The following is a 25,135-nucleotide window of genomic DNA, read 5'->3' as shown; positions in this document are numbered from 1 at the left end:
GAGTATTCTCTCTAAACCGCCAAACCAAACAAACCTTCAGAGCCTGTCCATGATCCTTTTGCGTCCGTGCTCCAGAACGCTCATGAACAGACTCTCAGTAGAAGATTGCCATCATGAATAGATTAAGCGCTCTGCTCGAACACAATCGCCAGTTCGTGGAAAACCGCGAATACGAGCAATTCAAGACCGACAAGTTTCCCGGCAAGGGTCTCGCCATCCTGGCCTGTATGGACGCGCGGATGGTGGAACTGCTGCCCAAGGCCATGGGCCTGAAGAACGGCGACGCCAAGCTGATCAAGAACGCCGGCGCGCTGATCACCCATCCGTGGGGATCGGTGATGCGCAGCCTGATCATGGCGGTGTACGAACTGCGCGCCGACGAGATTTGCGTGGTCGCCCACCGCGACTGCGGCATGCGCGCGGTCGACCCGCAGCGCGTGCTGGACCACGCGCTGGAACGCGGCGTATCGGAAGACACCATCGCCACGCTGCGCGCGGCCGGCATTGACCTGGACGGTTGGCTGAAAGGCTTCGACAACGTGTCCGACAGCGTGCGTCACACCGTGCAGACCATCCGCAACCATCCCTTGATGCCGAAGGACGTACCGGTGCACGGCATGGTGATCCACCCGTCCACCGGCCGGCTGGAAGTCATCGTCGACGGCTACCAGAACGACGACGCGCAGGAGTAAACCTGTGCGCCTGGGCCTGTTCGGCGGCACCTTCGATCCCATCCACAACGCCCATCTGCGCATGGCCGACGCCTTCGCCGCGGAGCTGGCGCTGGACCAGGTCAGGCTGATTCCGGCCGGCCGGCCTTATCATCGCAGTCAGGGGCCGTGCGCCGCGCCGGCGCAGCGCCTCGCCATGACGGAGCTTGCGGTGGCGAACCACCCGAGGCTGACTGTGGACGAGCGCGAAGTGCGTCGCCCCGGAGCCGCCTACACCATAGACACGCTGGAAGAGCTGCGCGCCGAACTGGGTCCGAACGCCGAACTATGGTTTTTGATCGGCGGCGACTCGCTTGCCACGCTGCACACCTGGAAGCGCTGGGACGAACTGTTGCGTTTCGCCAACCTGGCCGTGGCCCTGCGCCCCGGCTTCGATCCGGCCCGGCTGTCCGCGCCGGTGCAAGCCTTGTGGCGCGCCCGGCAAGTCTCTGATTTTTCAAATCGAACCGCATCCGGTACAATCCGCCCCTTGGCCTTGCCGCCGGTGGACATCGCGGCCACCGACATCCGCCAGCGCCTGGCGCGCGGCGACGCGGTGGACGATGTGCTGCCGCCCGCGGTGCTGGCCTATATCCGCCAACACCGGCTATACCAGACAGTGTAGCCGCCGTGTCCGGCCACTTTCCGCCAGGCCGTCAGCAGACGGCCGGCTGCGATTCACTTTAATAAAGCAATACGGCAGGCCTGCCGGCCGCGCTTCGCGCGCCGGCCCCGCCCGTCATTTTGCGGCAGCTTCGCGCCGGCCCCGGCCAACGCGAACCCCGCATAGGAAAAGGACATTATGGAAGTGCAAGACATTGCCAAGCTGGCGATCGAAGCCCTGGAAGACGTCAAGGGCAAGGACATCATCGAACTGGACACCAGCAAGCTGACCTCGCTGTTCCAATGCATGATCGTGGCCACCGGCGACTCCAACCGCCAGGTCAAGGCGCTGGCCAACAGCGTGCACGTCAAGCTGAAGGAAGCCGGCGTGGACATCGTCGGCAGCGAAGGCCATGAAAGCGGCGAATGGGTGCTGGTGGACGCTGGCGACGTGGTCGTGCACGTGATGCTGCCCGCCGTGCGCGACTACTACGACATCGAAGCGTTGTGGGGCGGCCAGAAGCCCAGCTTCCTGCCGGCCGGCGGCCGTCCGTGGTCGGCCACCTGATCCGGCTGCGCTAAGAACGTGTTTACGATCTCGCGAGCAAGAGCGAGACAAGGCGAAAACGGCTGAGAAAGCGGAATGGTCAAGTGGTACATGAGCATTTCGAGGGCGGTTTCAACGCCGTACCGCCAACGCGTGGCAGATCGTAAACAGGTTCTAAGCCGCTCATCGAAACGGGGACGCAAGTCCCCGTTTGCGTTTACTCCCCTGGCTCACTCACGATGAAAATCACTATTCTCGCCGTCGGCACCAAGATGCCGCGTTGGGTCGACGAGGCTTACGGCGATTACGCCAAGCGCTTTGGCCGCGACATCACGCTGGAACTGAAGGAAATCAAACCGGAGAAACGGGGCGGCGGCGTCACCGCCGAAAAAGGCATCGCCGCCGAGCACGAACGCTTGCTCGCCGCCATTCCTCCGCGCGCAAGGCTGGTGGTGATGGACGAGCGCGGCAAGAACTGGACGTCGGTGCGGTTGGCCGAAGGCCTGAAGGAATGGATGGCCGGCGGCGACGACGTGGCCTTCATCATCGGCGGCGCCGACGGCCTGGCGGCGGAATTGAAGCAGCGCGCCGACGTGCTGCTGCAACTATCGGCGATGACGCTGCCGCACGGGATGGTGCGGGTGATGCTGGCCGAGCAGATATATCGCGCCTACTCCATTCTCAACAACCACCCCTACCACCGCGAATAAGAACCGGCTCACAGCCGGATCAAGCCGGCTGCGACGGTTGCGCCGCCGTCGGCGGCAAGGGCGGCGGCGTTAGCCCGGCCCACTCCACCGTCACCGTATCGTCGCGCAAAGGCAGCGCGGAGTCCTCTGCGCGCGCCAAGCTGGCCAGCCAGTTTTCATTGCCTGAGAAAATCATGACAGCTTCCTCCAGCCCTCATGTTGCAAACGCCGCTCAACCGCGGTGGCGGAACGTCGGCAGGCCACCACAGGGATGCCCAGCGCGTAAGCGCTGTCCCGGTAATTGCGCATCACATTGTGCCCCAGGAAATCGGTGAGCAGGATCAATAGATCCGGCTTGCCCGGCAACGGCGCCTTGCGCTGATGCGCGACGTTGCGCCCGCAAATATGGCGAGCGATCCGGATATCGTAGCTTTGCAGAACCGCCGGAATGTTCCCCAGGCTGTCCGCGCCTATCAACAGGGCGTTCATCGGCCACCTCCTCTCAGCGCGGCGCGGGACGCGCCTTGACATGCCCCCACTCTAAGCCGGCGTAATAGCGCAGTAAAGATATATAAAATTAGTTTTTTATTTCCAACAAGTATATAAATGCCGCAACGCCCCCGCCACGCCTCTTCCTTGGGCGATAAACCGGCAAGTCTTTGAAATTTCGGCGCAAAGCAAGGCTCTCTCGTTACAGCGGCGGCCGGCGCCCAACCCTGTCGCCCCATCCTTAGTTTCAAGCAAGACTATCGACAGAAAAACCGAAACCCGCTACGCTGCGCGCCCTCGGCACCTCCGCCCAACCTATTGATCTGTATATACAAATGAACGCAGTTCTTCTGGCCGTCATCGTCATGCTCGGGCTGGCGCTGTTGCGCACCCACGTCGTCATCAGCCTGCTGCTCGGCGCCTTGATCGGCGGCCTCAGCGGCGGCCTGTCCCTGTCCCGCACCCTGGAAGCCTTCAATAACGGCATCACCGGCGGCGCCTCGGTAGCCTTGTCCTACGCCCTGCTGGGCGCCTTCGCGCTGGCCATCGCCAAATCCGGCCTGCCGCACGCCATGGCGGATCTGGCGGTCAAGCGGCTGGAGCGCGATAGCGGCCAGAGCCGCTTGAAATGGGCGCTGATCCTGTTGCTGGCACTGGTCAGCGTCGCCAGCCAGAACCTGGTGCCCATCCACATCGCCTTCATTCCCTTGCTAGTGCCGCCGCTGCTCTATGTGATGGCGCGGCTGCATCTGGACCGCCGCCTGGTCGCCTGCGTGATCACCTTCGGCCTGGTCACGCCCTACATGGTGTTTCCCGTGGGCTTCGGCGACATCTTTCTGAAGCAGATCCTGCTCGGCAACATCGCCAAATCCGGCATGGACGTGCGCGGCCTCAATGTGATGCACGCGATGGCGATTCCGGCGCTGGGCATGGTGGCCGGCCTGCTGTGGGCAGTGCTGGTCAGCTACCGCAAGCCGCGCCAGTACGCCCTGGGCAAGATAGAAAACGTCGAACGCACCCGCGCCAAGGTCAGCCGCAAGTCGCTGGCCACCGCCTTGCTGGCGATCATGCTGGCCTTCGCGGTGCAGCTGTACACTGATTCGATGATCATGGGCGCGCTGGCGGGCTTTCTGCTATTCCTCGCCACCGGCGTGGTGAAATGGAAGGACGCGGACGGTCTGTTCAACGAAGGCATGAAGATGATGGCGATGATAGGTTTCACCATGATCACCGCCCAAGGCTTCGCCGAGGTGCTGAAGGCCACCGGCCAGGTAAGCGCGCTGGTGACCGCCAGCGCCGGCCTGTTCGCCGGCAATCAGGGCGTGGCCGCCTTCGCCATGCTGCTGGTTGGCCTGGTGGTGACCCTGGGCATAGGCTCTTCCTTTTCCACCGTACCCATTCTCACCGCCATCTATGTTCCACTGTGCATGCACTTGGGCTTCTCGCCGCTGGCCACGGTGGCCATCATCGGCACCGCCGGCGCGTTGGGCGATGCCGGCTCGCCGGCTTCGGACTCCACGCTGGGACCGACTTCAGGCCTGAACGTGGACGGCCAGCACGACCATATCCGCGACACCGTGCTGCCCACCTTCCTGCACTACAACCTGCCGGTGCTGGCAGCCGGCTGGATTGCGGCGATGGTGTTGTAGAATGGCCGGCATGGATGATCAAATCGATGCCCGCCTGGCCGAAATGGAAGTGAAGCTCGCCTTCCAGGACGAACTATTGGACGCGCTGAACGCCACCGTGGCGCGTCAGCAAAAAGACATGGAACTGCTGCAACAGCAAATGCGCCTGCTCTACCAGCAATTCCGCCAAGCTCAGCCGGACGATAGCGCGTCCGGCCTCAGCTTGCGCGACGAGATTCCGCCGCATTATTGAACCGACGGCGGTTTAGAACCTGCTTACGATCCGTGAGCAAGGGCAAGACAAGGCGAAAACGGTTTCAACGCCGTATTACCGACGCGAAGCAGGCTTTGAACAGGTTCTAGCGGCCGGCCTTGCGCCGCGACACGGTCGCCTCAATGTTCTTGCGGCCAATCAACGGTGCCGGCTCCGGCATCTCCGGCGCGGCGTCTCCCAGCCACTTGTACATGACCAGACAGTCCACCAGCCCCAGCCGCGCGTGACGATAAGCGCGCGGCAAACGGCCCACCGGCTCAAAACCCAGCTTGCGCCACAGAGCCACCGCCACTTCGTTGCTGGCCACGACCGAATTGAACTGCATCGCCAGAAAGCCGCTGTCCCGCGCCAATTTCTGAGAATGCTCGCACATCAGCCGCGCCACGCCTTTGCCGCGCGCCTCCTCGGCCACCATATAACCGCAGTTGCAGACATGGCCGCCCGGGCCGGCGGCGTTGGGCTTGAGGAAATACGAGCCCAGCAGCGCGCCGTCTTCCTCCGCCACCAGTGTGTGCAAGGGCAGCCGCAGCCACAGCTCTCGCGCCTGCTCCCACGTCATCTCAGGATCGAAGGCATAGGTCTCCCTAGCCGCCACCACCGCGTGGAACACGGGCCAGAAACGCTCGAAATCACCGTCGTTCATCGGTCGGATCGTAATCATGCCGTCTCCTGTTTCAGTTGCGCCGTCCCCGGCTTTCTAGTCATGCGTCCAGACAACAAGCTGGCGCTGGCGATCAAGGCGCCGCCCGCCCATTCGCGCGGCGTCATCGCCTCTCCGGCCAGCAGATAGGCCGACGCCGCCGCGAACAACAGCTCCATCAGCATCAGCGTCATCGTCTGCGTTGCCGGCAGAATGGACACCCCGTGCTGCGATATCACGCTGGTGCACAACAGGGTCACGCCCAGAATGCCCAATACCAGCCAACTTTGCGGCGGTATCTGCAGAATGCCGCCCAACTGCCCGGCCAGCGCCAGTTTGATCGCGCCGATGGACGCCACGCCAAACCAGATCGACGCCGACTTGACCGGCACCGGGATGGACTGAGCGCCTCGGCTGATCACATTGCCCAGCGCAAAGGCCATGCCGCCGGACAGAGCCAGCCATTCATAGCGATGGCTGAGCGGCAGTTCGCCGGCGAACAAGCCGGGCCGATAAATGAAGATGAAGCAGCCAAGCAGCGACAAGGCCACCACCAGCCAGCCGCTGCGGGTCAAACGCTCCTTCAGGATCAGCCGCGACAGGAACACCGTCCACAGCGGCGACAGGTAGAACAAGAGCAAGACCCGCATCACCTGCCCCTCGGACACCGCCCAGGTATAGCTGTAGTTGCACCAGCCAAACACCGCGGTCAGCACCAGCAACACCGGCTGTAGCCGGAACTGGCGGCGATAGACGTCGAAAAAGGTGATCACGCCCAAGGAGATCGCCACCAGGTACACCACCAGCGAGGTCATCGCCACGCTGACGCCGCTTTGATTGAGGCTACGGAACGGATACCACATCAGCCCCCACACCAGCGCAGTGGTCAGAATGCCGGTGGTGGCCAGAAACTTTTGTTTTACAGGTGTCATTGCTGTTCTTAAGATGTTCGCTGTTCGTTTGCTTGCGCCCGCTTTTCTGGAGATACCCGTGAACCCTCGCCTGGCCCAATTGCAGCCCTACCCGTTTCAACGCCTGCGCGCGCTGCTCGCCGGCGCAACGCCGCCCGCGGACAAGGCGCACATCAACTTGTCGATAGGCGAGCCCAAGCACCCGACGCCGGCGCTGGTGGAACAGGCGCTGATCGACAATCTGGGCGGCTTGTCGCAATACCCGGCCACGCTGGGCAGCGAAGCGCTGCGCCAGGCCTGCGCGGCCTGGATGCGGCGACGTTACGATCTGAACCTGGATGCGCAAAGCGAGATACTGCCGGTCAACGGCAGCCGTGAAGCCTTGTTTGCTTTTGTGCAGACAGTGATCGACGCAAGCGTTGAGCCGGCGCCGGTAGTGATATCCCCGAATCCTTTTTACCAGATTTACGAAGGCGCGGCACTGTTGGCCGGGGCCGAACCCTACTATGTCAACTGCCTGGCCGAACAGCGCTTCCAGCCGGACTGGAGCCAGGTGCCGGAAACAGTGTGGCGGCGTACCCAGCTGGTGATCGTGTGCAGCCCGGGTAATCCCACCGGCGCGGTGATGTCGCTGGCCGATTGGGAAACCTTGTTCCAGTTGTCGGATCGCTACGGCTTCGTCATCGCCAGCGACGAGTGCTATTCCGAAATCCACTTCGGCCGCCCGCCGCTGGGAGGGCTGGAAGCGGCGCGCAAGCTGGGCCGCGGCTTTGAACGGCTGGTCATGTTCACCAGCCTGTCCAAGCGCTCCAACGTCCCCGGCATGCGCTCCGGCTTCGTCGCCGGCGACGCGGCGCTCCTGGCGAAATTCCTGCTCTACCGCACCTACCACGGCAGCGCGATGAGCCTGGCGATACAGGCGGCCAGCGTGGCGGCCTGGAACGACGAGGATCACGTGGAGTCCAACCGGGCTCAATACATCGCCAAGTTCGACGCGGTCACCCCGCGGCTGGCGATGGGGCTGGAGGTGCGCCGCCCGGACGCCAGCTTCTACCTGTGGGCCAAGGTGCCGGACGGGAATGATGTAGACTTCGCCAAGGCGTTGTTCGCCGAAGAACACGTCACCGTGCTGCCGGGCAGCTACCTGGCGCGCGAGGCCCACGGCGTCAACCCCGGCGCCGGCTATGTCCGCGTCGCGCTGGTGGCCACGCTGGAAGAGTGCGTGGCCGGCGTCGAGCGCATCGTCGCCTTCGCCGAACGCAAACAGCGCCAGACGCCCTGAATCTACGCGGCCCGCCACCGGCGCGGCCGCTTGAAAGCGAATTGAATGACGACTTCCATCCACATTGCCAAAGGACTGAACACCATGCATCCGATCCAGACCCTGATCGAAGAAGCGTTTGAGAAGCGCGCCGAGATCACGCCCGCCACCGTCTCCGCCGAACTCAAGGCCGCCATCGGCCAGGTGATCGCCGAACTGGACGCGGGCCGCCTGCGCGTGGCGGAAAAACAGGGGGCCGACTGGGTGGTGAACCAGTGGGTGAAGAAGGCGGTGCTGCTGTCCTTCCGCATTCGCGACAATGAACTCTCCGACGATGGCGTCAACCGCTACTTCGACAAAGTCGACACCAAGTTCGCCGACTGGACGCCGGCCCGCTTCCAGGAAGCCGGTTTCCGCGTGGTGCCGGGCGCGGTGGCGCGCAAGGGCAGCTTCATCGCCAAGAACACCGTGCTGATGCCCTCCTACGTCAACATCGGCGCCTACGTCGACGAAGGCGCGATGGTGGACACCTGGGCCACCGTCGGCTCCTGCGCCCAGATCGGCAAGAACGTACACCTGTCCGGCGGTGTCGGCATCGGCGGCGTGCTGGAGCCGCTGCAGGCCAACCCCACCATCATCGAGGACAACTGCTTCATCGGTGCGCGTTCGGAAATCGTCGAAGGCGTGATCGTCGGCGAAGGCTCGGTGATCTCCATGGGCGTCTACATCGGCCAGTCCACCAAGATCTACGACCGCGAAACCGGTGAGATCAGCTACGGTCGCGTGCCGCCGGGCTCGGTGGTGGTATCCGGCAACCTGCCCAGCAAGGATGGCAGCCACAGCCTTTACTGCGCGGTGATCGTTAAGAAAGTGGACGCTCAGACTCGCAGCAAAACCAGCATCAACGAGCTGCTGCGCGGCGTGTAAGCCCCCTCCATCCGCCGGCGCGGGCGGGCAGTCGGCTCGCCCGCTGCCCGCTCCTTTTCCCTCCATCGCGCCGCCAGCCGCATTGCAATGCAGCATATTTGCATCTTAAATGCTGTTGAAATTTGGCTAGTCCACGACAAGTCTATAAAATCTCCAGTTCGAAAAGAATCGGCAAAAAAGCGGCCGCTCTCCAAGCACCTCTCACTCCAAGGCGCAATGCAAGGTCGGCGCGGGAATGACGGGCTTCAAGAGCCGCTTTGCCTGAACGGCCCGCCATCGCACCGCTCCGGGTCCGCCGTTTCAACCGAAGCCGTCCGCGGCTTCACGCATGCTATCTGGAAACTTTGTGTCTTCTGACAATTTCATTGAATTCAGAAACGTCAGCTTCGCCTATGGCGAGCGGCCCATTCTGAAAAACCTCAACCTTGCTATTCCGCGCGGAAAGCTGGTGGCCGTCATGGGCGGCAGCGGCAGTGGCAAGACCACGCTGCTGCGGCTGATCTCGGGCCAGAACCGTCCGCAAAGCGGCGAAGTGCTGGTTGACGGCAAGAGCGTCGCCAAGATGAGCTCCGCCGAGCTTTATCAACACCGCCGCCGCATGGGCATGCTGTTCCAGTTCGGCGCGCTCTTCACCGATCTGTCGGTGTTCGACAACGTCGCCTTCCCCATTCGTGAGCACACCAAGCTGCCGGACAGCATGATCCGCGACCTGGTGACCATGAAGCTGGAAGCCGTTGGCTTGCGCGGCACCCAGCAGCTGATGCCGGCCGAGCTGTCCGGCGGCATGGCGCGCCGGGTGGCGCTGGCCCGCGCCATCGCGCTGGATCCCCAGCTAATGCTGTACGACGAGCCTTTCACCGGACTGGATCCGATCTCGCTGGGCGTGATCGCCCACCTGATCAAAAAACTCAACAACGCGCTGGGCACCACCGCGGTGATGGTCACCCACGACGTGCACAAATCGCTGGAGATCGTGGATCACGTGCTCTTCGTCGCCGGCGGCGAGATCGTCGCCCAAGGCACGCCGGACCAAGTGCGCAACTCGGATTCGCCATGGGTTCACCAGTTCATCTGGGGCGAGGCCGACGGTCCGGTGCATTACGCCTACCCGGCGGAGCGCTCTCTCGCCGAAGATCTGGGACTCAACGGAGGCCGCCATGCTTGATTTGATCGCCTCGCCCCTGCGCAAGCTCGGCCACCTCACCATCAACGCCGTCTGGCGGCTGGGCTTCGCCTGCCGCTTCCTCGTGGCCATCCTGCGGGGCAGCGGCCAGAGCCTGCTGCGGCCGCAGCTGACCATACGCGAGGTCTATTTCGCCGGCGTGATGTCCTTGATCATCATCCTGGTGTCCGGCCTCTTCGTCGGCATGGTGCTGGGCCTGCAAGGCTACAGCACCCTCGCCAAGTTCGGCTCCGCCGACGCGCTGGGCGCGGTGGTGGCGCTAGCGCTGCTGCGCGAGCTGGGCCCGGTGCTGGCCGCGCTATTGTTCGCCAGCCGCGCCGGCAGCGCGATGACGGCCGAAATCGGCCTGATGAAAACCACCGAGCAACTGGACGCGATGAGCGTGATGGCGGTCGATCCCATCGCTCGCGTGGTGGCGCCCCGCTTCTGGGCCGGCGTCATCTCCATGCCCATCCTGGCCGCGCTGTTCAACGTGGTCGGCATTTTTGGCGGCTACCTGGTGGGCGTGGTGATGATAGGCCTGGATGTCGGCACGTTCTGGTCGCAGATGCAGGCCAACGTCGACCTGCATTTCGACGTGGTCAACGGACTGATCAAGAGCCTGTGCTTCGGCGTCGCCGTCACCCTGATCGCCGTGTTCGAAGGCTACGACGCCACTCCGACGGCCAGCGGCGTGTCCGCCGCCACCACCCGGACTGTCGTCACCTCCGCATTGGTCATCCTGGCGCTGGATTTCATCCTGACCGCCTTCATGTTCTAGGAAAAACCCGAATGAAACGCTCTACTATTGACTTGTGGGTAGGCATTTTCGTGGCGCTGGGCATTGCCGCCGTCACCTTCCTGTCGCTGAAAGTGGCCAACCTGGTCCCGCAAAGCGCCAACCAGACCTATGTGCTGTACGCCGACTTCGACAATGTCGGCGGACTGAAGGTCAAAGCGCCGGTCAAGGAAGCCGGTGTAGTGATCGGACGCGTGGCCGACATCCGGCTCAACCCGAAAACTTATCGCGCCCGCGTGACTCTGAATATTGACAAGGCCTATCAGATCAGCGACGACGCCAGCGCGTCCATTCTGACCGCCGGCCTGCTGGGCGAACAATATATCGGCATGCTGCAGGGCGGTTCGGAAACCAATCTGGCCCCGGGCGGCACCATCACCATCACCTCCTCCGCCATGGTGCTGGAACAATTGATCGGTAAGTTCATGACGGGCTTTACCGATAGCAACAAGAGCGCTGACAAATAGCGCGGCACAAAGACGGGGCACCCCGCAACAAACTGCCGGCCGGCGAGCCGTCCGCGCCGCCGGCTTACTCGCAATCGATTGGAAAAACGATGAAAAAACTGCTCGCATTCTGCTGTCTGCTGTTCGGCCTGTCCGCTATGGCCCAAGCCGCCGGCGACGCCCCCACCGATGTAATCAAAGACGCATCCCGCCAGGTGCTGGAAGTGCTGAAACAGGACAACGGCAAGAACACCAAGCAAATCCGCCAGCAGGCGGAAGCGGTAGCGGTGCCGATGTTCGACTTCCCGCGCATGACCGCGCTGGCCGTGGGCCTGGGCTGGCGTCAGGCCAGCGCCGAACAGCGCGCCCAACTGACTCAGCAGTTCCAGACCCTGCTGGTGCGCACCTATTCCGCCACCATGACCCGTTTCAAAACCGCTCAGGTCGACGTCAAGCCCAATCCGTTGATGAGCAACGGCGACCGCGACGCCACGGTGAAAACCACGGTCAGCCTGCCGGGCAACGCCAACCCAGTAGCGGTGGACTACTCACTGAACAAGGGCCCGCAAGGCTGGAAGATCTATAACGTGAGCGTGGAAGGCGCCAGCCTGGTCACCGTCTATCGCAATTCCTTCAATGAAGAAGTGCGCAAAAACGGCGTGGACGGTCTGATCAAGCTGCTGCAGAACAAGAACGCCGCTCCGGTGGCCGCGGCGCCCGCAAATAAGGGCAACGGCTGATGTTGGAGCGCACCGCCCCCGGTCAGGCGCGGCTCAGCGGCCGGCTGAACATGGATAGCTGCGGCCCGCTGGCCGCGCCGCTGGCCAAACTCGCCGGTGAAGCGCCGTTGCGCCTGGACTTGTCCGGCATAGCCGGAGCCGACTCCGCCGCCTTGGCTCTGCTGCTCGGCGCGCGTCGCGCCGCCGATGCCGCCGGTCACGCCCTGTCCCTGGAAAACTGGCCAAGCGGGCTCAGCGCCCTGCTCGACCTTTACTCGCTGGCGGAATTGCTGTCCGCCCCAGCGGTGGAATGATATGCGGAGAGGATTTATGTCGTCCCTGAAACCCGCGCTGACCGGCCTGGCGCTATCGCTGCTGCTAGCCGGCTGCGCCAGCAACCCAACGGTGCCTTACGACCGCTTCGAGCCGTACAACCGCGCCATGTACCAGGTCAACGATACCGCGGACCGCTACGTGATCAAGCCCGTGGCCGAAGGCTACAAGGCCATCACGCCGTCGCCGGTGCGCACTGGCGTCAGCAATTTCTTCGACAACCTCAAGGATGTCTACAGCGCGCTGTCCAATGCCTTGCGCGCCGAGCCGGAAAAAGCGCTGAACGACGTGATGCGGGTGGCGATGAACACCGGCTTCGGCCTGTTCGGCCTGATCGACATCGCCAGCCAGGCCGGCCTGAAGAACAACAAGACCACGCTGGGCGACACCTTCGCCGCCTGGGGATGGCACGACAGCAACTATCTGGTGCTGCCCTTCTTCGGCCCGTCCACCGTGCGCGACGGCACCGGCCTGACCGTCTCGCTGGCCGGCCCCGGTCCAGAAAAGATGTTTTACGACACCACTTGGCAAGCGGTGGGCTTTTACGGCCTGTACGGCGTGAATACCCGCGCCCGCTACCTGGGCGTGGAAGCCATGCTCAACACCGCGGCGCTGGACCCGTACACTTATACCCGCGACGCTTATATGCAGCTGCGCGCACAGCAGCTGGGCCTGCCCAACCCGACCCAGGCCACCGACAATTTCAACCTTGACGAGCTGGTTGACTCCCCGGCCGGCAAGCAGGACAGCTCGGCGCCGGCTACGGCCGCTCCCAACGCCAAGGCCGCGGCCTCCGCCGCGCAGTAAATCCGCACCCTCCGCTGCCGGCCGTCTCAACGAGCCGGCAGCGTTCTTTTTCACTTCTCAACAGGAAACGCCATGAGCAATCTGCCAGCCTGTCCGCAATGCAACTCCGAATACACCTATCAGGATGGCGCGATGTATGTCTGCCCGGAGTGCGCGCACGAATGGAGCGAGCAAGCCGCCCCCGCCGAAGAAACCCGCGTGATCAAGGACGCCAACGGCAATGTGCTGCAAGACGGCGACAGCGTCACCGTGATCAAGGACCTGAAAGTCAAAGGCTCCTCGCTGGTGGTGAAAGTAGGCACCAAGGTGAAGAACATCCGCCTGGTCGACGGCGATCACGACATCGATTGCAAAATCGACGGCATCGGCGCGATGAGCCTCAAGTCCGAATTCGTCAAGAAAGCGTAACGCCCGCTCCGCAAAGCAAAACGCCACGGCTCCAGCCGTGGCGTTTTTCATTGCAAAAGCAAGCTTATCGCTTAGAGCCTGTCTACGATCCCGCGAGTTAGAGCGGAGCAAGGCGAAAACGGCTGAGAAGGCGGAATGTACATACGGTACATGAGCATTTCAAAGGCGTACTCACCGTGCAACGCTCGACGACGCGCAGCAGATCGTAAACAGGCGCTTAGCTGATGCGTTCGATCAGCGCGCCTACCGCACCCAGCTTCTTCTCGATGTACTCGTAGCCGCGATCCAGGTGGTAGATGCGGTCAACAATGGTTTCGCCCTCGGCCACCAGGCCGGCGATCACCAGGCTGGCCGACGCGCGCAGATCCGTGGCCATCACCGTGGCGCCGGACAGCTTCTCCACGCCTTTGATGATGGCGGTATTGCCTTCCACCTCAATGTTGGCGCCCATGCGGTTCAGCTCCGGCACGTGCATGAAGCGGTTCTCGAAAATGGTTTCGGTCACCACGCCTGCGCCCTCGGCCACGCAATTCAGCGTCATCAACTGCGCCTGCATGTCGGTGGGGAAAGCCGGGTAAGGCAAGGTGCGGAAGTTCACCGCCTGCGGACGGCGCTTCATGTCCAGCGAGATCCAGTCGTCGCCGCACTCCACCACCGCGCCGGTTTCCGCCAGCTTGTCCAGCACCGCTTCCATGCTCTTGGGCGCGGCGTTGCGCAGCACAATGTGGCCGCGCGTCATCGCGCCGGCCACCAGGAAGGTGCCCGCCTCGATCCGGTCCGGCATCACCGCGTAATCTGCGCCGTGCAAACGCTCCACGCCCTCGATCACCAGCCGGTCGGTGCCGATGCCGCTGATCTTGGCGCCCATCGCCACCAGACAGTTGGCCAGGTCGGTCACTTCCGGCTCGCGCGCGGCGTTTTCCAGCACCGTGGTGCCTTCGGCCAGCGTCGCCGCCATCAGCAGGTTCTCGGTACCGCCCACGGTCACCATGTCCATGATGATGCGGGCGCCGCGCAGGCGGCGGGCCTTGGCCTTGACGTAGCCGTGCTCGATGCTGACCTCGGCGCCCATCGCCACCAGGCCCTTGATGTGCTGGTCCACCGGCCGGCTGCCAATGGCGCAGCCGCCCGGCAGGGACACCGTGGCCTCGCCGAAGCGCGCCAGCGTCGGGCCCAGCACCAAAATGGACGCGCGCATGGTCTTCACCAGATCGTACGGCGCCACCAGGCTGTCCAGATGACCGGCGGTGATTTCCATCTCGTGCACATTATCGGTCATCACCCGCACCCCCATTCCCTGCAACAGCTTCTGGGTGGTGGCGATATCGCGCAACATCGGCACATTGGTGAAACGCATGGTGTCGCCGGTCAGCAGGCTGGCGCACAGGATGGGCAGGGCGGCGTTCTTGGCGCCGGAAACGCGGATCTCGCCGTTAAGCGGACCGTTGCCGATGATTTTCAGTTTATCCATGACGGATCAGCCTTGCAGTTTTTGCCATTCGTCCGGCGTGGCGGCCTTGACGATGGACAGAGCGTGAATTTCATTGCTGGCCAGGCGGGTGGCGATCACCTCCTTGACCAGGCGGTGGCGATCGATCAGGCGCTTGCCCTCGAAAGCCGCCGACACGATGGTGGCGTAGAAGTGGTGGCCGTCGCCCTCCACTTCCAGGTGGGTACAGGCCAAACCGGCCTCGATGTATTCTTTGACTTGTTGCGGAGTAATCATGAGAAATCCCGTGGATACGCCTTAATGGCGCAGTTTATAGCCAGATTTGATCAGCCATAGCGTCAGGCCCGACAAGACGGCGAAGCTGCCGCCCACCACCCCGGCCGATAGCCAGGGGCTGACGTCGGCCTGGCCGAAGAAGCCGTAGCGGAAGCCGTCTATCATGTAGAACACCGGGTTCAGATGAGACGCGGCGTACCAGAACGGAGGCAGGCTGTTGATCGAATAGAACACGCCCGATAGGAAAGTCAGCGGCATGATCAGAAAGTTCTGGAAAGCGGCCAGCTGATCGAATTTTTCCGCCCAGATGCCGGCCAGGATGCCCAGCGCGCCCAGCACGCCGCAGCCCAGCACAGCGAAGACCAAGGCCCACAACGGCTGTGCCGGCAGCGGCAGGCCGAACCAACCGGTGATCAGCAAGACCCCGGCGCCCACGGCCAGGCCACGCACGACGGAGGCCAGCAGATAGGCGCCGAAAAACTCCACCGCGGTCAGCGGCGGCAGCAGCAGGAACACAATATTGCCGGTGATCTTGGACTGGATCAGACTGCTGGAGCTGTTGGCGAAGGCGTTTTGCGCCATCGACATCATCGCCAGGCCCGGAATCAGAAAGGCGGTGTAGCTGATGCCAGGGTAAGCCTCGACATGGCGCGACAGCACATGGGCGAAGATCAACTGATACATCAGCGCGGTCAACACCGGCGCAGCCACGGTCTGGAACGCCACTTTCCAGAAGCGAACCAGTTCTTTTTTGAAGAGGGTCATGAAGCCGGTCATGGCTGCGGCCCTCCATTCATCATCTTGACGAACACGCTTTCCAGATCCGTTTCCACCACGTTCAGTTCGCGCACTTCCACCGCCGCTTCGCGCAGCGCGGCCAGCACGGACTCCAGCTGGCCCAGATGCTCCAGCTGCAACACCACGCGGCGGTCTTCGTCGCGCAGCTTCAGAGGCAACAGCGCCGTCGGCAACTCGCCGGACAACAGCAGCGCCACTTCGCGACGCGCGCTGTGCGCCAGCAGCTTGTCTTTGCTCTCCAGCGCCACCAGCCGGCCTTTCTTCAACATGGCGATGCGCGAGCACAAAGCCTCGGCTTCTTCCAAGTAATGGGTGGTCAGCACGATAGTGTGGCCGGCGCGGTTCAGTTCCTGCACAAACACCCACAGGCTCTGGCGCAGTTCAACGTCCACGCCGGCGGTGGGTTCGTCCAGCACAATGACCGGCGGGCGGTGCACCAAGGCCTGGGCCACCATCACCCGGCGCTTCATGCCGCCGGACAGCGCGCGCATATTGCTGTGCGCCTTGTCCGCCAGGCCCAGCTTGAACAGCAGTTCGTCTATCCAGTCGTCGTTGCGGCCCAAGCCGAAGTAGCCGGACTGAAAACGCAATGTTTCGCGCACCGACAAGAAGGGATCGAACACCAGTTCCTGCGGCACCACGCCAAGCGCCTTGCGCGCGGCGCGGAAATCGCCGACCACATCGTGCCCCATGATGCGGATGGAACCGCTGTCCGGCCGCGACAAGCCGGCCATCGCGGAAATCAACGTGGTCTTGCCGGCGCCGTTGGGACCGAGCAGGGCGAAGAATTCGCCGGGGGCGACGGTGAAGCCCACCTGGTCCAGCGCCTGCAGCTGGCCATAGCGCTTGCTCACCGCCTGAATTTCAATAGCCTGGGGCATGAGAGAGGTAACACCGACAACGCCGCGCGGCGTAAGCCGCCAACGACGCTAATGGTTTGACAAAAAAGGTCAATTATAGCGCTGGGCTACGTTTGAGGGGAGAGTTCTTCCATCACTTCCGGCAAGAAAATGCCGCGATAGACATACTGCAACAGTTGCGTGGCATTCTCGCCCAAATTGGTCTGGCTGCCGTCCGCCAGCCAACGGTTGATCAGGCCGTGGTGCATCGATTGCAACACCTCGGCCACCGTTTCCGGATTCACGTACGGCAAGGTCTGGCCGGCATCCACCGCCATTTGCACCACCAGGGTCAACTGCTCGCGGGTTTCTTGCATATGCGCAACACACTCGTCGTGAATGGGGGCCAGTTCGCCGACATGCTCGCTCCGCATAAACAGAATGAGTAAAATACGACGAACCTGTGGGTTATCCCCAATCATGGTCAGCAGCCGGTGGCTATGGTTCCACAAGGCCAGTGCCGGACTCGAGTGTGCCGTTCTCAACAAGTGCTCACAGATGTCATCAAACTGTCCGCTCATCCTGTCCAGCATTGCCCGGTACAAGTCCAGCTTGTTCTGGAAATGCCAATACACAGCGCCGCGCGTCAATCCTGCCGCGCTGGCGATGTCGGCCAGTGTCGTTTTGGAGACACCCTTCTCGCTAAAGAGCTGCTCCGCCGTATCCAGCAGCAAATGCCGCGTTTGTTCGGCTTCTTCCCGGGTTTTGCGTGCCATGTTGAACGTATCGCTGATCAAGGAGTCTGTCGGAAGCCCGCACCATAACACAATGCGTCGCTGGAAGCATTTTACATACGTACACGCATGTATGTAAAATGTCGCGATCCAATATCGATCAATTTCCACTATCAAAGAAAAATTGCAGTACCTTTTACTTATAACACTCATATCTCCACATTCCTGAGGACATCCCATGAAGATGCAAGGAAACACCTTCGCCCAGAAAGGCGGGCAATGGCTGTTGCTCACTGCCTTGGCCGCCAGCCTGATGGCCTGCGGTCAAAAAAACGACAAGCATGCCGGCGCCATGCCGCCGATGCCGGTGGGCGTGCTCGAGATCGCGCCTAGCGATGTGCCCGTCTCTTTCGAATTCGTCGGCCAGGCCGCCGGTTCGCGCGAAGTGGAAGTACGCGCCCGTGTGGGCGGCATTCTGCTCAAGCGCGCCTACACCGAAGGCAAGCCGGTGAAACAAGGCGACTTGCTGTTCCAGATTGATCCGGAGCCGTTGAAGGCGGCGCTGGACCAAGCCCAGGGCAATCTGCAAGTGCAACAGGCTCAGTTGGTGCGCACCAAACAGGATTACGACCGCATCACCCCGCTGTTCAAGGAGAACGCAGTCAGCCAGAAGGACCGCGATGACGCGGTCAGCGCTTACGAGGCCGCCAAGGCGTCCGTCGCAGCCGCCCAGGCTCAGGTGCAGCAGGCCAAGATCAATCTTGGCTACGCCCGCGTCACCGCGCCGATTTCCGGCATGACCAGCCAGGAAACCCGCTCCGAAGGCAGCCTGGTGTCCACCACCGCCGACGGCAGCCTGCTGACCAAGGTGTCCCAGCTGGACCCGATCTACGTCAACTTCAGCATGTCCGACAACGACATGATGAATCTGCGCAAGATGCAGGATTCCGGCCAATTGAAGCTGGCCGCCAACGGCCACTTCAACGTGCAGCTGAAGCTGACCGACGGCTCCACCTATGGCAAAAGCGGCCGCTTGAACTTTACCGACAGCTTGGTTGACGCCAGCACCGGCACCATCCGCTCGCGCGCCACTTTCGCCAATCCGGACGGCGGCATCCTGCCCGGCCAGTTCGTGCGCGTGATCCTGCAAGGCGCCAAGCGCAGCAACGCCATCGCCGTGCCGCAGCGCGCGGTGCTGACCTCGCAGCAGGGCAAGATGGTGTGGGTCGTCGGCGCCGACAACAAGGTACAGCCGCGCCCCATCACCGTGTCCCAGGATGTGGGCCTCAACGTGCTGGTGGAAAGCGGCCTGAAAGCCGGCGACAAGGTGGTGGTGGACAACATCATCAAACTGCGCCCGGGCGCGGACGTGAAACCGCATCCGTTCAAGGCCGACGCCAGCGCGCCCGCCGCCGCGCCCAAACAATAAGGCAAAGGGGTAACCATCCATGTTTTCCGCCTTTTTCATCAGGCGGCCCATCTTCGCCAGCGTGATCTCCATCGTGATCACACTGGCCGGCTTGGCCGCCCTCAAGGCATTGCCCATTGAGCAGTACCCGGAAATCGTGCCGCCGATGATCTCGGTGAGCGCGAGCTACCCGGGCGCCTCCGCCGAGGTGATCGCCAACACCGTCGCTTCGCCGCTGGAACAGGCGATCAACGGCGTGGACGACATGCTCTACGTGCAGTCCACCAGTTCCTCTAGCGGCAAGCTGTCGTTGAGCGTGACCTTCAAGATCGGCACCGACGCCGACCAGGCCACCATCAACGTCAACAACCGCGTGCAATCGGTGCTGTCGCAACTGCCGGAAGAAGTGCGCCGGCAGGGCGTCAACGTGACCAAGAAATCCTCGGCCTTCCTGCAGGTGATTTCGCTGTTCTCTCCGGACAAGACCTACGACACCCTGTTCATCAGCAACTATGCGCTGTTGAACGTGGTGGACGAGCTGAAGCGGGTTCCGGGCGTGGGCGACGTGATCAACTTCGCCGGCCAGGACTACTCGATGCGCGTCTGGCTGAAACCCGATCGCCTGGCCCAGCTCAAGCTGACGCCCAGCGACGTGGCCGCCGCCATCCGCGAGCAGAACGCGCAGTTCGCCGCCGGCAAGGTGGGCGCAGAGCCGGTCAAAGGCAAGCAAGACTTCACCTACACCGTGACCACCCAGGGCCGCCTGTCCGAGCCGGAAGAGTTCGAGAACATCATCTTGCGCTCCAACTCGGATGGTTCCGCCGTGCGGCTGAAGGACGTGGCGCGCGTGGAATTGGGCGCCTTGTCCTATGACTTCACCGGCACGCACAACGGCCGGCCCACCATCCCGATCGGCATCTTCCTGGCGCCGGGCGCCAACCAGTTGGCTACCGCGCAAGCCGTGGAACAGACCATGCAGAAGCTGGCTGTGAGCTTCCCCAAAGGTCTGAACTACGCCATCCCCTACGACACCACCAAGTTCGTGGAAGTGTCGATCAAGGAGGTGTACTCCACACTGGCCGAAGCCATGGTGCTGGTATTCCTGGTGGTGTTCCTGTTCTTGCAGAACTGGCGCGCAACCTTGATTCCCTGCCTGGCGGTGCCCGTCTCCATCATCGGCACTTTCGCCGGCATGTACGCCTTCGGCTTCACCATCAATACCCTGACGCTGTTCGGCCTGGTACTGGCCATCGGCATCGTGGTGGACGACGCCATCGTGGTGCTGGAAAACGTCGAACGTCTGATGACGCAGGAAAAACTGTCGCCGCTGCAAGCCAGCTTCAAGGCGATGGATGAGGTATCCGGCGCGCTGGTGGCCATCGTATTGGTGCTGTGCTCGGTATTCATCCCGGTCGCCTTCCTCGGCGGCATCGCAGGCCAGATGTACAAACAGTTCGCCATCACCATCGCGGTGTCGGTGTCGATTTCCGGCCTGGTGGCCCTAACCCTGACCCCGGCGCTGTGCGCGCTGCTGTTGAAAGAAGGCCATCAGCATCCGGCCCGCTTCTTCGTCTGGTTCAACAACTGGTTCGACCGCCTGACCCAGGGTTATTCCCGCGGCGTGGTGTTCCTGATCAAGCGCAGCGCGGTGGGCATCCTGCTGTTCGCCGGCCTGATCGCCATCTGCGTTGGCCTGTTCCGCATGATCCCGTCCAGCCTGGCGCCGGACGAGGATCAGGGCTACATCATCGCCGCCGCCTTCCTCCCGGATGGCGCGTCGATGCAGCGCACCTCGGCCACCATGACCAAGCTGGACGCAATGACCAGCAAGAACCCGGCGGTCAAGGACGTGATGAGCTTCGCCGGCTTCGACATCCTCACCGGCGGCAACAAGACCAACGCCGGCGTGTCCTTCATCACCCTGAAGCCGTGGGGTGAGCGCAAAGCGCCCAACCTGTCGTCGCAGGCGGTGGTGGGCGACACCTTCGCCAAAGGCATGATGGGCATTACCGACGGCATCGTGTTGGCCTTCAACCCGCCGCCGATCTCCGGCATGTCCAACACCGGCGGTTTCGAGGCCTATGTGCAAAGCCGCGGCGGCGCCAGTTCCGTGGAACTGGGCGAGGTCACCAAGAAACTGGTGGCAGCGGCCGCCAAACGTCCGGAGCTGAAAGGGGTGCAAACCACCTTCTCCGCCAGCGTGCCGCAGATCTACGTCAAGCTGGACCGGGCCAAGGCCAAGTCTCTGGGCGTGCCGGTCAACACCGTGTTCGACACCATGCAGAGCACCTTCGGCGCACTGTACGTCAACGACTTCAACAAATTCGGCCGCACCTTCCGCGTGCAGCTGCAATCGGAGGCGGACTTCCGCACCCGGGTTGAAGACCTGCGCAACATCTACGTGCGTTCGCAGGACGGCAATATGATCCCGCTGACGGCGCTGGTCACCATCAAGCACACCACCGGCCCGGAAAGCTTGGAACGCTTCAACATCTTCCCGGCGGCCAAGCTGGTGGGCGGCCCCGCGCCAGGTTTCAGTTCCGGCGAGGCTCTGAACGTGCTGGAGGCCGTGGCCAAGGAAACCCTGCCGGACGGCTACACCCTGGCGTGGACCGGTTCCGCCTTCCAGGAAAAATCCACCAGCGGCTCGTCCGCCGTGGTGTTCGGCTTCGGCATGATCATGGTGTTCCTGATCCTGGCGGCGCAGTATGAGCGCTGGAGCCTGCCTATCAGCGTGCTGATGGCTGTGCCCTTCGCCATGTTCGGCGCGCTGATGGCCAACTGGCTGCGCGGTCTCGCCAACGACGTCTACTTCCAAGTGGCGCTGGTGACGCTGATCGGCCTATCGGCCAAGAACGCGATCCTGATCGTGGAGTTCGCCGTCCAGCAAATGGAAGAAGAAGGACTGAGCGTGGTAGACGCCGCCATCGCCGCCGCCAAGCTGCGTTTCCGTCCAATCGTGATGACTTCGCTGGCCTTCGTGCTGGGTTGTATGCCTCTGGCCATCTCCAGCGGCGCCGGCTCCGCCAGCCGCCACTCGATCGGCACCGGCGTGGTGGGCGGCATGTTGGCCGCCACCTTCATCGCCACCTTCTTCATCCCGATGTTCTTCATGCTCATCATGAAGTTCAGCAAACCGAAACAGCCTCAGCCCGCGGCCGAGGCAGGAGACAAGGCCGATGCTTAAACGCGCCCTGATTCCCTCATTGGTGGCGCTGGCGCTGACCGCTTGCGCGGTCGGCCCCGACTACAGCCGCCCCAAACTGGAGCTGCCGGACAGCGCCCAGGCCCAGAGTCCGGCCATCGCCATGGACTGGTGGAAACAGTTCAACGATCCGGTGCTGGACCAGCTGATCGCAGAGGCCCTGGAGCATAACCAGGACCTGGCCGCCGCAGCCGCCCGCGTCGACGAAGCCGCGGCCCAGGCCGGCATCGCCCGCGCCCAGTTGCTGCCGGCGTTGAACGCCAACGCCGGCTATCAGCGCGGCCGCACCTCCACGGCGACAACCACGCCGGGCGCGCCGCTGGTCAGCGACGTGCGCAACGCCAACCTCACCGCGTCCTGGGAACTGGACCTGTGGGGCAAGCTGCGCCGCGGCAACGAGGCGGCGCGCGCGGACTTCGCCGCCAGCCGCTTCGCCCGCGACAGTTCGAAGCTAGCGATCGCCGCGCAAACCGCGCAGACCTATTTCCAGCTTCGCGCCTACGACGCCCAGCTGGACATTGCCAAGCGTACGCTGCAAAGCCGCGAGGAATCGCTGAAGCTGCAAACCAAGCGTTTCAAGGGCGGTTTGATCTCCGAGCTGGACCAGCAGCAGGCCGAGGCCGAAGCGGCTTCCGCCCGCGCCAAGGTGCCGCAGATCGCCAGCGCGCTGGCGCAGACCGAAAGCGCGCTGGGCGTGCTGCTCGGCTACTCGCCCAAGCAGCTGGTGGCCGGCGGCATCCAGCGCGGCCAAAGCCTGGATGCGCTGTCCGCGCCGCCGGAAGTGCCGGCGGGCCTGTCCTCCAGCTTGCTGGAGCGTCGGCCGGACATCGCCGCCAGCGAGCAGCAATTGATCGCCGCCAACGCCCGCATCGGCGTGGCGCGCGCGGCTTACTTCCCCAGCATCAGCCTGAGCGGAGCGCTGGGTTCGCAAAGCCTGTCGCTGGACACGCTGTTCACCGGACCGACGCGGACCTGGAGCTTCGTCGGCAACCTGGCGGCGCCGGTGTTCAATTTCGGCCAGACCGGCTACGCGGTGGACGCGGCCAATGCGCGGCAGAAGCAGGCGCTGGCGCAATACCAGAAGACGGTGCAGAGCGCGTTCAAGGACGCGCTGGACGCCTTGTCCGGCTACAGCGCGGCGCGCGACATCCAGGCGGCGCAGACCACGCAGTTCCAGGCCTTGAACAAATCGCTGCGTCTGGCGAACCTGCGTTACGACAACGGCTACGCCAGCTATCTGGACGTGCTGGACGCGCAACGCAACAGCTTTCAGGCGGAACTGGGCCTGGTCAGCGCCAAGCTGGACCAACTCAACGCGGTGGTGGGCCTGTACAAGGCGCTGGGCGGCGGCTGGGAAACACCGGCCAAGTCTTGATCCGCGGCAGCAAACGACAAACCCCGCCTTGGCGGGGTTTTTTATTGGTTAACGACGGGTGGAATCAGGCCGGGAGGGCGGGCCACGACACATGGTCAAGGTCTGCCACCGACTCAGGCATATCCCGCAGTTGTTTGCGATAGGCCTGCCAGGCCGAGCGTTGCTCGGCGCTGTACGGCGCGTCCGGCAACTGGGTTTTGTCGGACGCCGCCAGCAGGCGGTCGCGCTCTGCGCGCAATAGCGCCAGCTTAGCTTCGCGAATCAAACGACCCGCAGTAGTCGTGTCGATACCCAGTTCGGTCAGTTGGTCGGCGGGAACATTAATCATGCCGTTAGGCAGTTTGGCAATCATCAGCATCGGAGTCTCCTGGAGTTAAGCGGTCGGCACATCGACAAAGGCGTTCAGGGTCTGCGGCGGCGCGACGCGGTTGGTCAGTGCAATCGGGCTGGCCAACCAGAAGGTGTTGACATGCTCATAACGCCCCAATTCCCTCTCCTCCCCTTTCCCATCATGAAAACCGAAATCCAGCGGCAGATTGGAAATCACGCGATAATTCAAACCACCACCACGTAGATATGCACCACTGAGCACCATATTGCACCCAGCAAAAGTGCCATCGGCAATGCCGTTATACGGAGGCTTATTCACATCTATCCGATATTGCTTGCAATACATCGCATGGGAAACATGCGATACCGTCGGATTATACGTTTCGCTGAAGCGCTTGACTTCGAGGAACTTGGCATCCCCGCCCCAAGCTACATCGCTTCCTTCCATTTCCAGCAATAATCCAGCCTGATGCACGGTGCTCACGTTCAGTGGCCGCTCATTCTCCGCACCGTTCCACGCATAATTTCGGACAATGGACACTTGATGCGTACCATCCTCCCCTGCGGAGCGCAAGCGCCACCATACCGGGTAGAAGAAATCCTTGCTGCCGCCGATGGTGAAATCGATGACGATGCGGCGTTCCGGGGTGTTTTCCTTGCGCCAGTCCTCCATTTGCTGAATCTTGACGTCGACGCGTCGGTCGATATCGGCAATCTTTCCGTTTACTGTGCCGGTCAGCGCGTTCGACGCTTTTACCAGTTCCGCGATATTGCTTTCCAAGCTCATCATGCTCTCCAATGGTTCATCACAGAGTGGATTGAATTAAATTCAACCATGTGTTCGTTCACCGCCCTTCCGGCGTGAACGGCTTCAGCGCTGACATGGAGACATTGTGTCAGTTATGGAAAGCAAGGGCTTTTAAACCGCTTTAGCAAAAAAATCGAAAACCGCGCTCCATGATGTGGAAGCGCGGTTCATTCTGACTTAGCCAAGCCATTTACTTAGCTCGGCATGCCGTGCCAGGCACGCCTGGCTTAATATCATGGCTTGATTTTTTCCAACTCGGCGCGAGTACCAGATGCCTGATTGCTCCATGCTTGGCAGGCATTGATGAATGCACTCATCTGTTTTTTTTCTTCATCATCGCCATCACGCAGCAAATTCAACTGTTTGAAGATCGGATAATACTTCTCAATATGAGCCGCACACTGTACTCTGGCACACTCCGACCTGGCAGCATCCGATAGTTCGATCTCTATTGGCCCATCTTGGAATGAAGCCGCAAATGCTTCGACATTGGTTTGCGTGTAGCTGTCTGCATGCAGTTCCATTCCTGATTTCATTTCCGTTGCGATCAACATGGCTT

At 62.4% G+C, this 25,135-nt stretch carries 30 protein-coding genes; 18 read left to right on the top strand and 12 right to left on the bottom strand.

Translation table 11 applies throughout. The features are described from left to right. Positions 1 to 113 precede the first annotated feature (113 nt). The 4 genes from DXT74_RS04430 (at position 114) to rlmH (ending at position 2,570) form a co-directional block, all read left to right on the top strand. Positions 114 to 692 (top strand): carbonic anhydrase, encoded by a 579-nt coding sequence (locus tag DXT74_RS04430; RefSeq protein WP_043636746.1) that lies wholly within the window; start codon positions 114 to 116, stop codon positions 690 to 692. 4 nt (positions 693 to 696) lie between these two features. Continuing rightward, positions 697 to 1,335 carry a nicotinate-nucleotide adenylyltransferase gene (gene nadD / locus DXT74_RS04425; protein WP_196783825.1) on the top strand — a complete coding sequence of 213 codons (639 nt, stop codon included), beginning with the start codon at positions 697 to 699 and terminating at the stop codon, positions 1,333 to 1,335. A gap of 177 nt (positions 1,336 to 1,512) precedes the next feature. Then, positions 1,513 to 1,881, top strand: coding sequence for a ribosome silencing factor (gene rsfS, locus DXT74_RS04420; protein ID WP_019101317.1), 369 nt, complete (start codon positions 1,513 to 1,515; stop codon positions 1,879 to 1,881). Between the two features lie 218 nt (positions 1,882 to 2,099). After that, complete coding sequence (rlmH, locus tag DXT74_RS04415) at positions 2,100 to 2,570, top strand: 23S rRNA (pseudouridine(1915)-N(3))-methyltransferase RlmH (RefSeq protein ID WP_019101316.1); 471 nt, start codon at positions 2,100 to 2,102, stop codon at positions 2,568 to 2,570. Between the two features lie 19 nt (positions 2,571 to 2,589). Here the strand turns inward: rlmH and DXT74_RS04410 are convergent, their stop codons facing one another. Both DXT74_RS04410 and DXT74_RS04405 read right to left on the bottom strand, forming a co-directional pair. After that, positions 2,590 to 2,745, bottom strand: coding sequence for a hypothetical protein (locus DXT74_RS04410; RefSeq protein ID WP_019101315.1), 156 nt, complete (start codon positions 2,743 to 2,745; stop codon positions 2,590 to 2,592). Then, on the bottom strand, positions 2,742 to 3,038 hold the full coding sequence (locus tag DXT74_RS04405) for a DUF2325 domain-containing protein (RefSeq protein ID WP_043636742.1): 297 nt from the start codon (positions 3,036 to 3,038) through the stop codon (positions 2,742 to 2,744). Before DXT74_RS04405 ends, DXT74_RS04410 begins: the two co-directional genes overlap by 4 nt. A 335-nt stretch (positions 3,039 to 3,373) precedes the next feature. Here DXT74_RS04405 and DXT74_RS04400 point away from each other — a divergent pair, with 335 nt between their 5' ends. Further along, a complete protein-coding gene (locus tag DXT74_RS04400; protein ID WP_043636740.1) occupies positions 3,374 to 4,687 on the top strand; it encodes a Na+/H+ antiporter family protein in 1,314 nt (437 codons plus the stop codon). A 10-nt stretch (positions 4,688 to 4,697) separates the two neighbouring features. Further along, complete coding sequence (locus DXT74_RS04395) at positions 4,698 to 4,919, top strand: SlyX family protein (RefSeq protein ID WP_043636884.1); 222 nt, start codon at positions 4,698 to 4,700, stop codon at positions 4,917 to 4,919. A gap of 106 nt (positions 4,920 to 5,025) precedes the next feature. Here DXT74_RS04395 and DXT74_RS04390 read toward each other — a convergent pair whose 3' ends face one another. Together DXT74_RS04390 and DXT74_RS04385 are read right to left on the bottom strand one after the other, a co-directional pair. Further along, complete coding sequence (locus DXT74_RS04390; RefSeq protein ID WP_043636738.1) at positions 5,026 to 5,601, bottom strand: GNAT family N-acetyltransferase; 576 nt, start codon at positions 5,599 to 5,601, stop codon at positions 5,026 to 5,028. Further along, on the bottom strand, positions 5,598 to 6,512 hold the full coding sequence (locus DXT74_RS04385) for a DMT family transporter (protein ID WP_043636735.1): 915 nt from the start codon (positions 6,510 to 6,512) through the stop codon (positions 5,598 to 5,600). The genes DXT74_RS04390 and DXT74_RS04385 overlap by 4 nt, the downstream gene beginning before the upstream one ends. Positions 6,513 to 6,570: 58 nt before the next feature. On the opposite strand from DXT74_RS04385, the gene dapC reads away from it, so the two are divergent. The 9 genes from dapC to DXT74_RS04340 all read left to right on the top strand — a co-directional run bounded on the left by dapC (position 6,571) and on the right by DXT74_RS04340 (position 13,353). Beyond that, a complete protein-coding gene (gene dapC / locus DXT74_RS04380) occupies positions 6,571 to 7,773 on the top strand; it encodes a succinyldiaminopimelate transaminase (RefSeq protein WP_194427402.1) in 1,203 nt (400 codons plus the stop codon). 84 nt (positions 7,774 to 7,857) lie between these two features. Further along, positions 7,858 to 8,679 carry a 2,3,4,5-tetrahydropyridine-2,6-dicarboxylate N-succinyltransferase gene (gene dapD / locus DXT74_RS04375; protein ID WP_039754722.1) on the top strand — a complete coding sequence of 274 codons (822 nt, stop codon included), beginning with the start codon at positions 7,858 to 7,860 and terminating at the stop codon, positions 8,677 to 8,679. A gap of 346 nt (positions 8,680 to 9,025) precedes the next feature. After that, positions 9,026 to 9,844, top strand: a complete 819-nt coding sequence (locus DXT74_RS04370) for an ABC transporter ATP-binding protein (protein WP_043636732.1) — start codon at positions 9,026 to 9,028, stop codon at positions 9,842 to 9,844. Further along, on the top strand, positions 9,837 to 10,622 hold the full coding sequence (gene mlaE, locus DXT74_RS04365) for a lipid asymmetry maintenance ABC transporter permease subunit MlaE (protein WP_043636729.1): 786 nt from the start codon (positions 9,837 to 9,839) through the stop codon (positions 10,620 to 10,622). Before DXT74_RS04370 ends, mlaE begins: the two co-directional genes overlap by 8 nt. A gap of 11 nt (positions 10,623 to 10,633) precedes the next feature. Further along, entirely contained in the window at positions 10,634 to 11,107 is a 474-nt protein-coding gene (gene mlaD / locus DXT74_RS04360; RefSeq protein WP_019103827.1) for an outer membrane lipid asymmetry maintenance protein MlaD, read from the top strand. Positions 11,108 to 11,196: 89 nt separating this feature from the next. After that, positions 11,197 to 11,826 carry a phospholipid-binding protein MlaC gene (locus tag DXT74_RS04355; RefSeq protein WP_194427401.1) on the top strand — a complete coding sequence of 210 codons (630 nt, stop codon included), beginning with the start codon at positions 11,197 to 11,199 and terminating at the stop codon, positions 11,824 to 11,826. Then, the gene (locus DXT74_RS04350) at positions 11,826 to 12,119 is read left to right on the top strand and encodes an STAS domain-containing protein (protein WP_194427400.1); all 294 of its coding nucleotides are present in this window, start codon (positions 11,826 to 11,828) and stop codon (positions 12,117 to 12,119) included. The genes DXT74_RS04355 and DXT74_RS04350 overlap by 1 nt, the downstream gene beginning before the upstream one ends. A gap of 16 nt (positions 12,120 to 12,135) precedes the next feature. Continuing rightward, positions 12,136 to 12,945, top strand: a complete 810-nt coding sequence (locus DXT74_RS04345) for a VacJ family lipoprotein (RefSeq protein WP_114152167.1) — start codon at positions 12,136 to 12,138, stop codon at positions 12,943 to 12,945. Between the two features lie 72 nt (positions 12,946 to 13,017). Continuing rightward, positions 13,018 to 13,353, top strand: coding sequence for a zinc ribbon domain-containing protein YjdM (locus tag DXT74_RS04340; protein WP_194427399.1), 336 nt, complete (start codon positions 13,018 to 13,020; stop codon positions 13,351 to 13,353). Between the two features lie 217 nt (positions 13,354 to 13,570). On the opposite strand, the gene murA is transcribed toward DXT74_RS04340, so the two are convergent. From murA to DXT74_RS04315, 5 genes are all read right to left on the bottom strand, one after another. After that, positions 13,571 to 14,824, bottom strand: coding sequence for a UDP-N-acetylglucosamine 1-carboxyvinyltransferase (gene murA, locus DXT74_RS04335; RefSeq protein WP_043636718.1), 1,254 nt, complete (start codon positions 14,822 to 14,824; stop codon positions 13,571 to 13,573). 6 nt (positions 14,825 to 14,830) lie between these two features. After that, positions 14,831 to 15,079: a BolA family protein gene (locus DXT74_RS04330; RefSeq protein ID WP_019103821.1), complete on the bottom strand. Its 249-nt coding sequence runs from the start codon at positions 15,077 to 15,079 to the stop codon at positions 14,831 to 14,833. A 21-nt stretch (positions 15,080 to 15,100) separates the two neighbouring features. Beyond that, positions 15,101 to 15,856, bottom strand: coding sequence for an ABC transporter permease (locus tag DXT74_RS04325; protein ID WP_019103820.1), 756 nt, complete (start codon positions 15,854 to 15,856; stop codon positions 15,101 to 15,103). Then, positions 15,853 to 16,758 (bottom strand): ABC transporter ATP-binding protein, encoded by a 906-nt coding sequence (locus tag DXT74_RS04320; protein ID WP_043636715.1) that lies wholly within the window; start codon positions 16,756 to 16,758, stop codon positions 15,853 to 15,855. The genes DXT74_RS04325 and DXT74_RS04320 overlap by 4 nt, the downstream gene beginning before the upstream one ends. A gap of 86 nt (positions 16,759 to 16,844) precedes the next feature. Next, positions 16,845 to 17,492 (bottom strand): TetR family transcriptional regulator, encoded by a 648-nt coding sequence (locus tag DXT74_RS04315; protein WP_043636878.1) that lies wholly within the window; start codon positions 17,490 to 17,492, stop codon positions 16,845 to 16,847. Positions 17,493 to 17,688: 196 nt separating this feature from the next. Between DXT74_RS04315 and DXT74_RS04310 the strand changes: the two genes are divergently transcribed. The 3 genes from DXT74_RS04310 to DXT74_RS04300 are packed head-to-tail and all read left to right on the top strand — an operon-like array spanning position 17,689 to position 23,438. Next, positions 17,689 to 18,879 (top strand): efflux RND transporter periplasmic adaptor subunit, encoded by a 1,191-nt coding sequence (locus DXT74_RS04310; RefSeq protein WP_231138268.1) that lies wholly within the window; start codon positions 17,689 to 17,691, stop codon positions 18,877 to 18,879. Between the two features lie 19 nt (positions 18,880 to 18,898). Beyond that, on the top strand, positions 18,899 to 22,045 hold the full coding sequence (locus DXT74_RS04305; RefSeq protein ID WP_114155273.1) for an efflux RND transporter permease subunit: 3,147 nt from the start codon (positions 18,899 to 18,901) through the stop codon (positions 22,043 to 22,045). Next, positions 22,038 to 23,438: an efflux transporter outer membrane subunit gene (locus tag DXT74_RS04300; RefSeq protein WP_043589420.1), complete on the top strand. Its 1,401-nt coding sequence runs from the start codon at positions 22,038 to 22,040 to the stop codon at positions 23,436 to 23,438. Before DXT74_RS04305 ends, DXT74_RS04300 begins: the two co-directional genes overlap by 8 nt. Before the next feature lie 64 nt (positions 23,439 to 23,502). On the opposite strand, the gene DXT74_RS04295 is transcribed toward DXT74_RS04300, so the two are convergent. From DXT74_RS04295 to DXT74_RS04285, 3 genes are all read right to left on the bottom strand, one after another. After that, positions 23,503 to 23,796 carry a tail fiber assembly protein gene (locus DXT74_RS04295; RefSeq protein ID WP_052051868.1) on the bottom strand — a complete coding sequence of 98 codons (294 nt, stop codon included), beginning with the start codon at positions 23,794 to 23,796 and terminating at the stop codon, positions 23,503 to 23,505. Between the two features lie 15 nt (positions 23,797 to 23,811). Further along, the gene (locus DXT74_RS04290; RefSeq protein WP_043589418.1) at positions 23,812 to 24,555 is read right to left on the bottom strand and encodes a hypothetical protein; all 744 of its coding nucleotides are present in this window, start codon (positions 24,553 to 24,555) and stop codon (positions 23,812 to 23,814) included. A 254-nt stretch (positions 24,556 to 24,809) separates the two neighbouring features. Continuing rightward, positions 24,810 to 25,130, bottom strand: a complete 321-nt coding sequence (locus tag DXT74_RS04285) for a hypothetical protein (RefSeq protein ID WP_196783823.1) — start codon at positions 25,128 to 25,130, stop codon at positions 24,810 to 24,812. Positions 25,131 to 25,135: the final 5 nt, after the last annotated feature.

It is taken from the genome of Chromobacterium sp. Rain0013 (assembly GCF_015291765.1).
GTDB lineage: Bacteria > Pseudomonadota > Gammaproteobacteria > Burkholderiales > Chromobacteriaceae > Chromobacterium > Chromobacterium haemolyticum.
Note: the sequence above shows the minus strand (reverse complement) of the source record. Positions and strands in the feature narration are given on the sequence as shown.

Coding starts and splice junctions, on each gene's coding strand:
- DXT74_RS04430 (WP_043636746.1), top strand. CDS start 114: ATGAATAGATTAAGCGCTCTGCTCGAACACAATCGCCAGTTCGTGGAA.
- rsfS (WP_019101317.1), top strand. CDS start 1,513: ATGGAAGTGCAAGACATTGCCAAGCTGGCGATCGAAGCCCTGGAAGAC.
- rlmH (WP_019101316.1), top strand. CDS start 2,100: ATGAAAATCACTATTCTCGCCGTCGGCACCAAGATGCCGCGTTGGGTC.
- DXT74_RS04410 (WP_019101315.1), bottom strand. CDS start 2,745: ATGATTTTCTCAGGCAATGAAAACTGGCTGGCCAGCTTGGCGCGCGCA.
- DXT74_RS04405 (WP_043636742.1), bottom strand. CDS start 3,038: ATGAACGCCCTGTTGATAGGCGCGGACAGCCTGGGGAACATTCCGGCG.
- DXT74_RS04400 (WP_043636740.1), top strand. CDS start 3,374: ATGAACGCAGTTCTTCTGGCCGTCATCGTCATGCTCGGGCTGGCGCTG.
- DXT74_RS04395 (WP_043636884.1), top strand. CDS start 4,698: ATGGATGATCAAATCGATGCCCGCCTGGCCGAAATGGAAGTGAAGCTC.
- DXT74_RS04390 (WP_043636738.1), bottom strand. CDS start 5,601: ATGATTACGATCCGACCGATGAACGACGGTGATTTCGAGCGTTTCTGG.
- DXT74_RS04385 (WP_043636735.1), bottom strand. CDS start 6,512: ATGACACCTGTAAAACAAAAGTTTCTGGCCACCACCGGCATTCTGACC.
- dapD (WP_039754722.1), top strand. CDS start 7,858: ATGCATCCGATCCAGACCCTGATCGAAGAAGCGTTTGAGAAGCGCGCC.
- mlaE (WP_043636729.1), top strand. CDS start 9,837: ATGCTTGATTTGATCGCCTCGCCCCTGCGCAAGCTCGGCCACCTCACC.
- mlaD (WP_019103827.1), top strand. CDS start 10,634: ATGAAACGCTCTACTATTGACTTGTGGGTAGGCATTTTCGTGGCGCTG.
- DXT74_RS04355 (WP_194427401.1), top strand. CDS start 11,197: ATGAAAAAACTGCTCGCATTCTGCTGTCTGCTGTTCGGCCTGTCCGCT.
- DXT74_RS04350 (WP_194427400.1), top strand. CDS start 11,826: ATGTTGGAGCGCACCGCCCCCGGTCAGGCGCGGCTCAGCGGCCGGCTG.
- DXT74_RS04345 (WP_114152167.1), top strand. CDS start 12,136: ATGTCGTCCCTGAAACCCGCGCTGACCGGCCTGGCGCTATCGCTGCTG.
- DXT74_RS04340 (WP_194427399.1), top strand. CDS start 13,018: ATGAGCAATCTGCCAGCCTGTCCGCAATGCAACTCCGAATACACCTAT.
- murA (WP_043636718.1), bottom strand. CDS start 14,824: ATGGATAAACTGAAAATCATCGGCAACGGTCCGCTTAACGGCGAGATC.
- DXT74_RS04330 (WP_019103821.1), bottom strand. CDS start 15,079: ATGATTACTCCGCAACAAGTCAAAGAATACATCGAGGCCGGTTTGGCC.
- DXT74_RS04325 (WP_019103820.1), bottom strand. CDS start 15,856: ATGACCGGCTTCATGACCCTCTTCAAAAAAGAACTGGTTCGCTTCTGG.
- DXT74_RS04320 (WP_043636715.1), bottom strand. CDS start 16,758: ATGCCCCAGGCTATTGAAATTCAGGCGGTGAGCAAGCGCTATGGCCAG.
- DXT74_RS04315 (WP_043636878.1), bottom strand. CDS start 17,492: ATGGCACGCAAAACCCGGGAAGAAGCCGAACAAACGCGGCATTTGCTG.
- DXT74_RS04310 (WP_231138268.1), top strand. CDS start 17,689: ATGAAGATGCAAGGAAACACCTTCGCCCAGAAAGGCGGGCAATGGCTG.
- DXT74_RS04305 (WP_114155273.1), top strand. CDS start 18,899: ATGTTTTCCGCCTTTTTCATCAGGCGGCCCATCTTCGCCAGCGTGATC.
- DXT74_RS04300 (WP_043589420.1), top strand. CDS start 22,038: ATGCTTAAACGCGCCCTGATTCCCTCATTGGTGGCGCTGGCGCTGACC.
- DXT74_RS04295 (WP_052051868.1), bottom strand. CDS start 23,796: ATGCTGATGATTGCCAAACTGCCTAACGGCATGATTAATGTTCCCGCC.
- DXT74_RS04290 (WP_043589418.1), bottom strand. CDS start 24,555: ATGAGCTTGGAAAGCAATATCGCGGAACTGGTAAAAGCGTCGAACGCG.
- DXT74_RS04285 (WP_196783823.1), bottom strand. CDS start 25,130: ATGTTGATCGCAACGGAAATGAAATCAGGAATGGAACTGCATGCAGAC.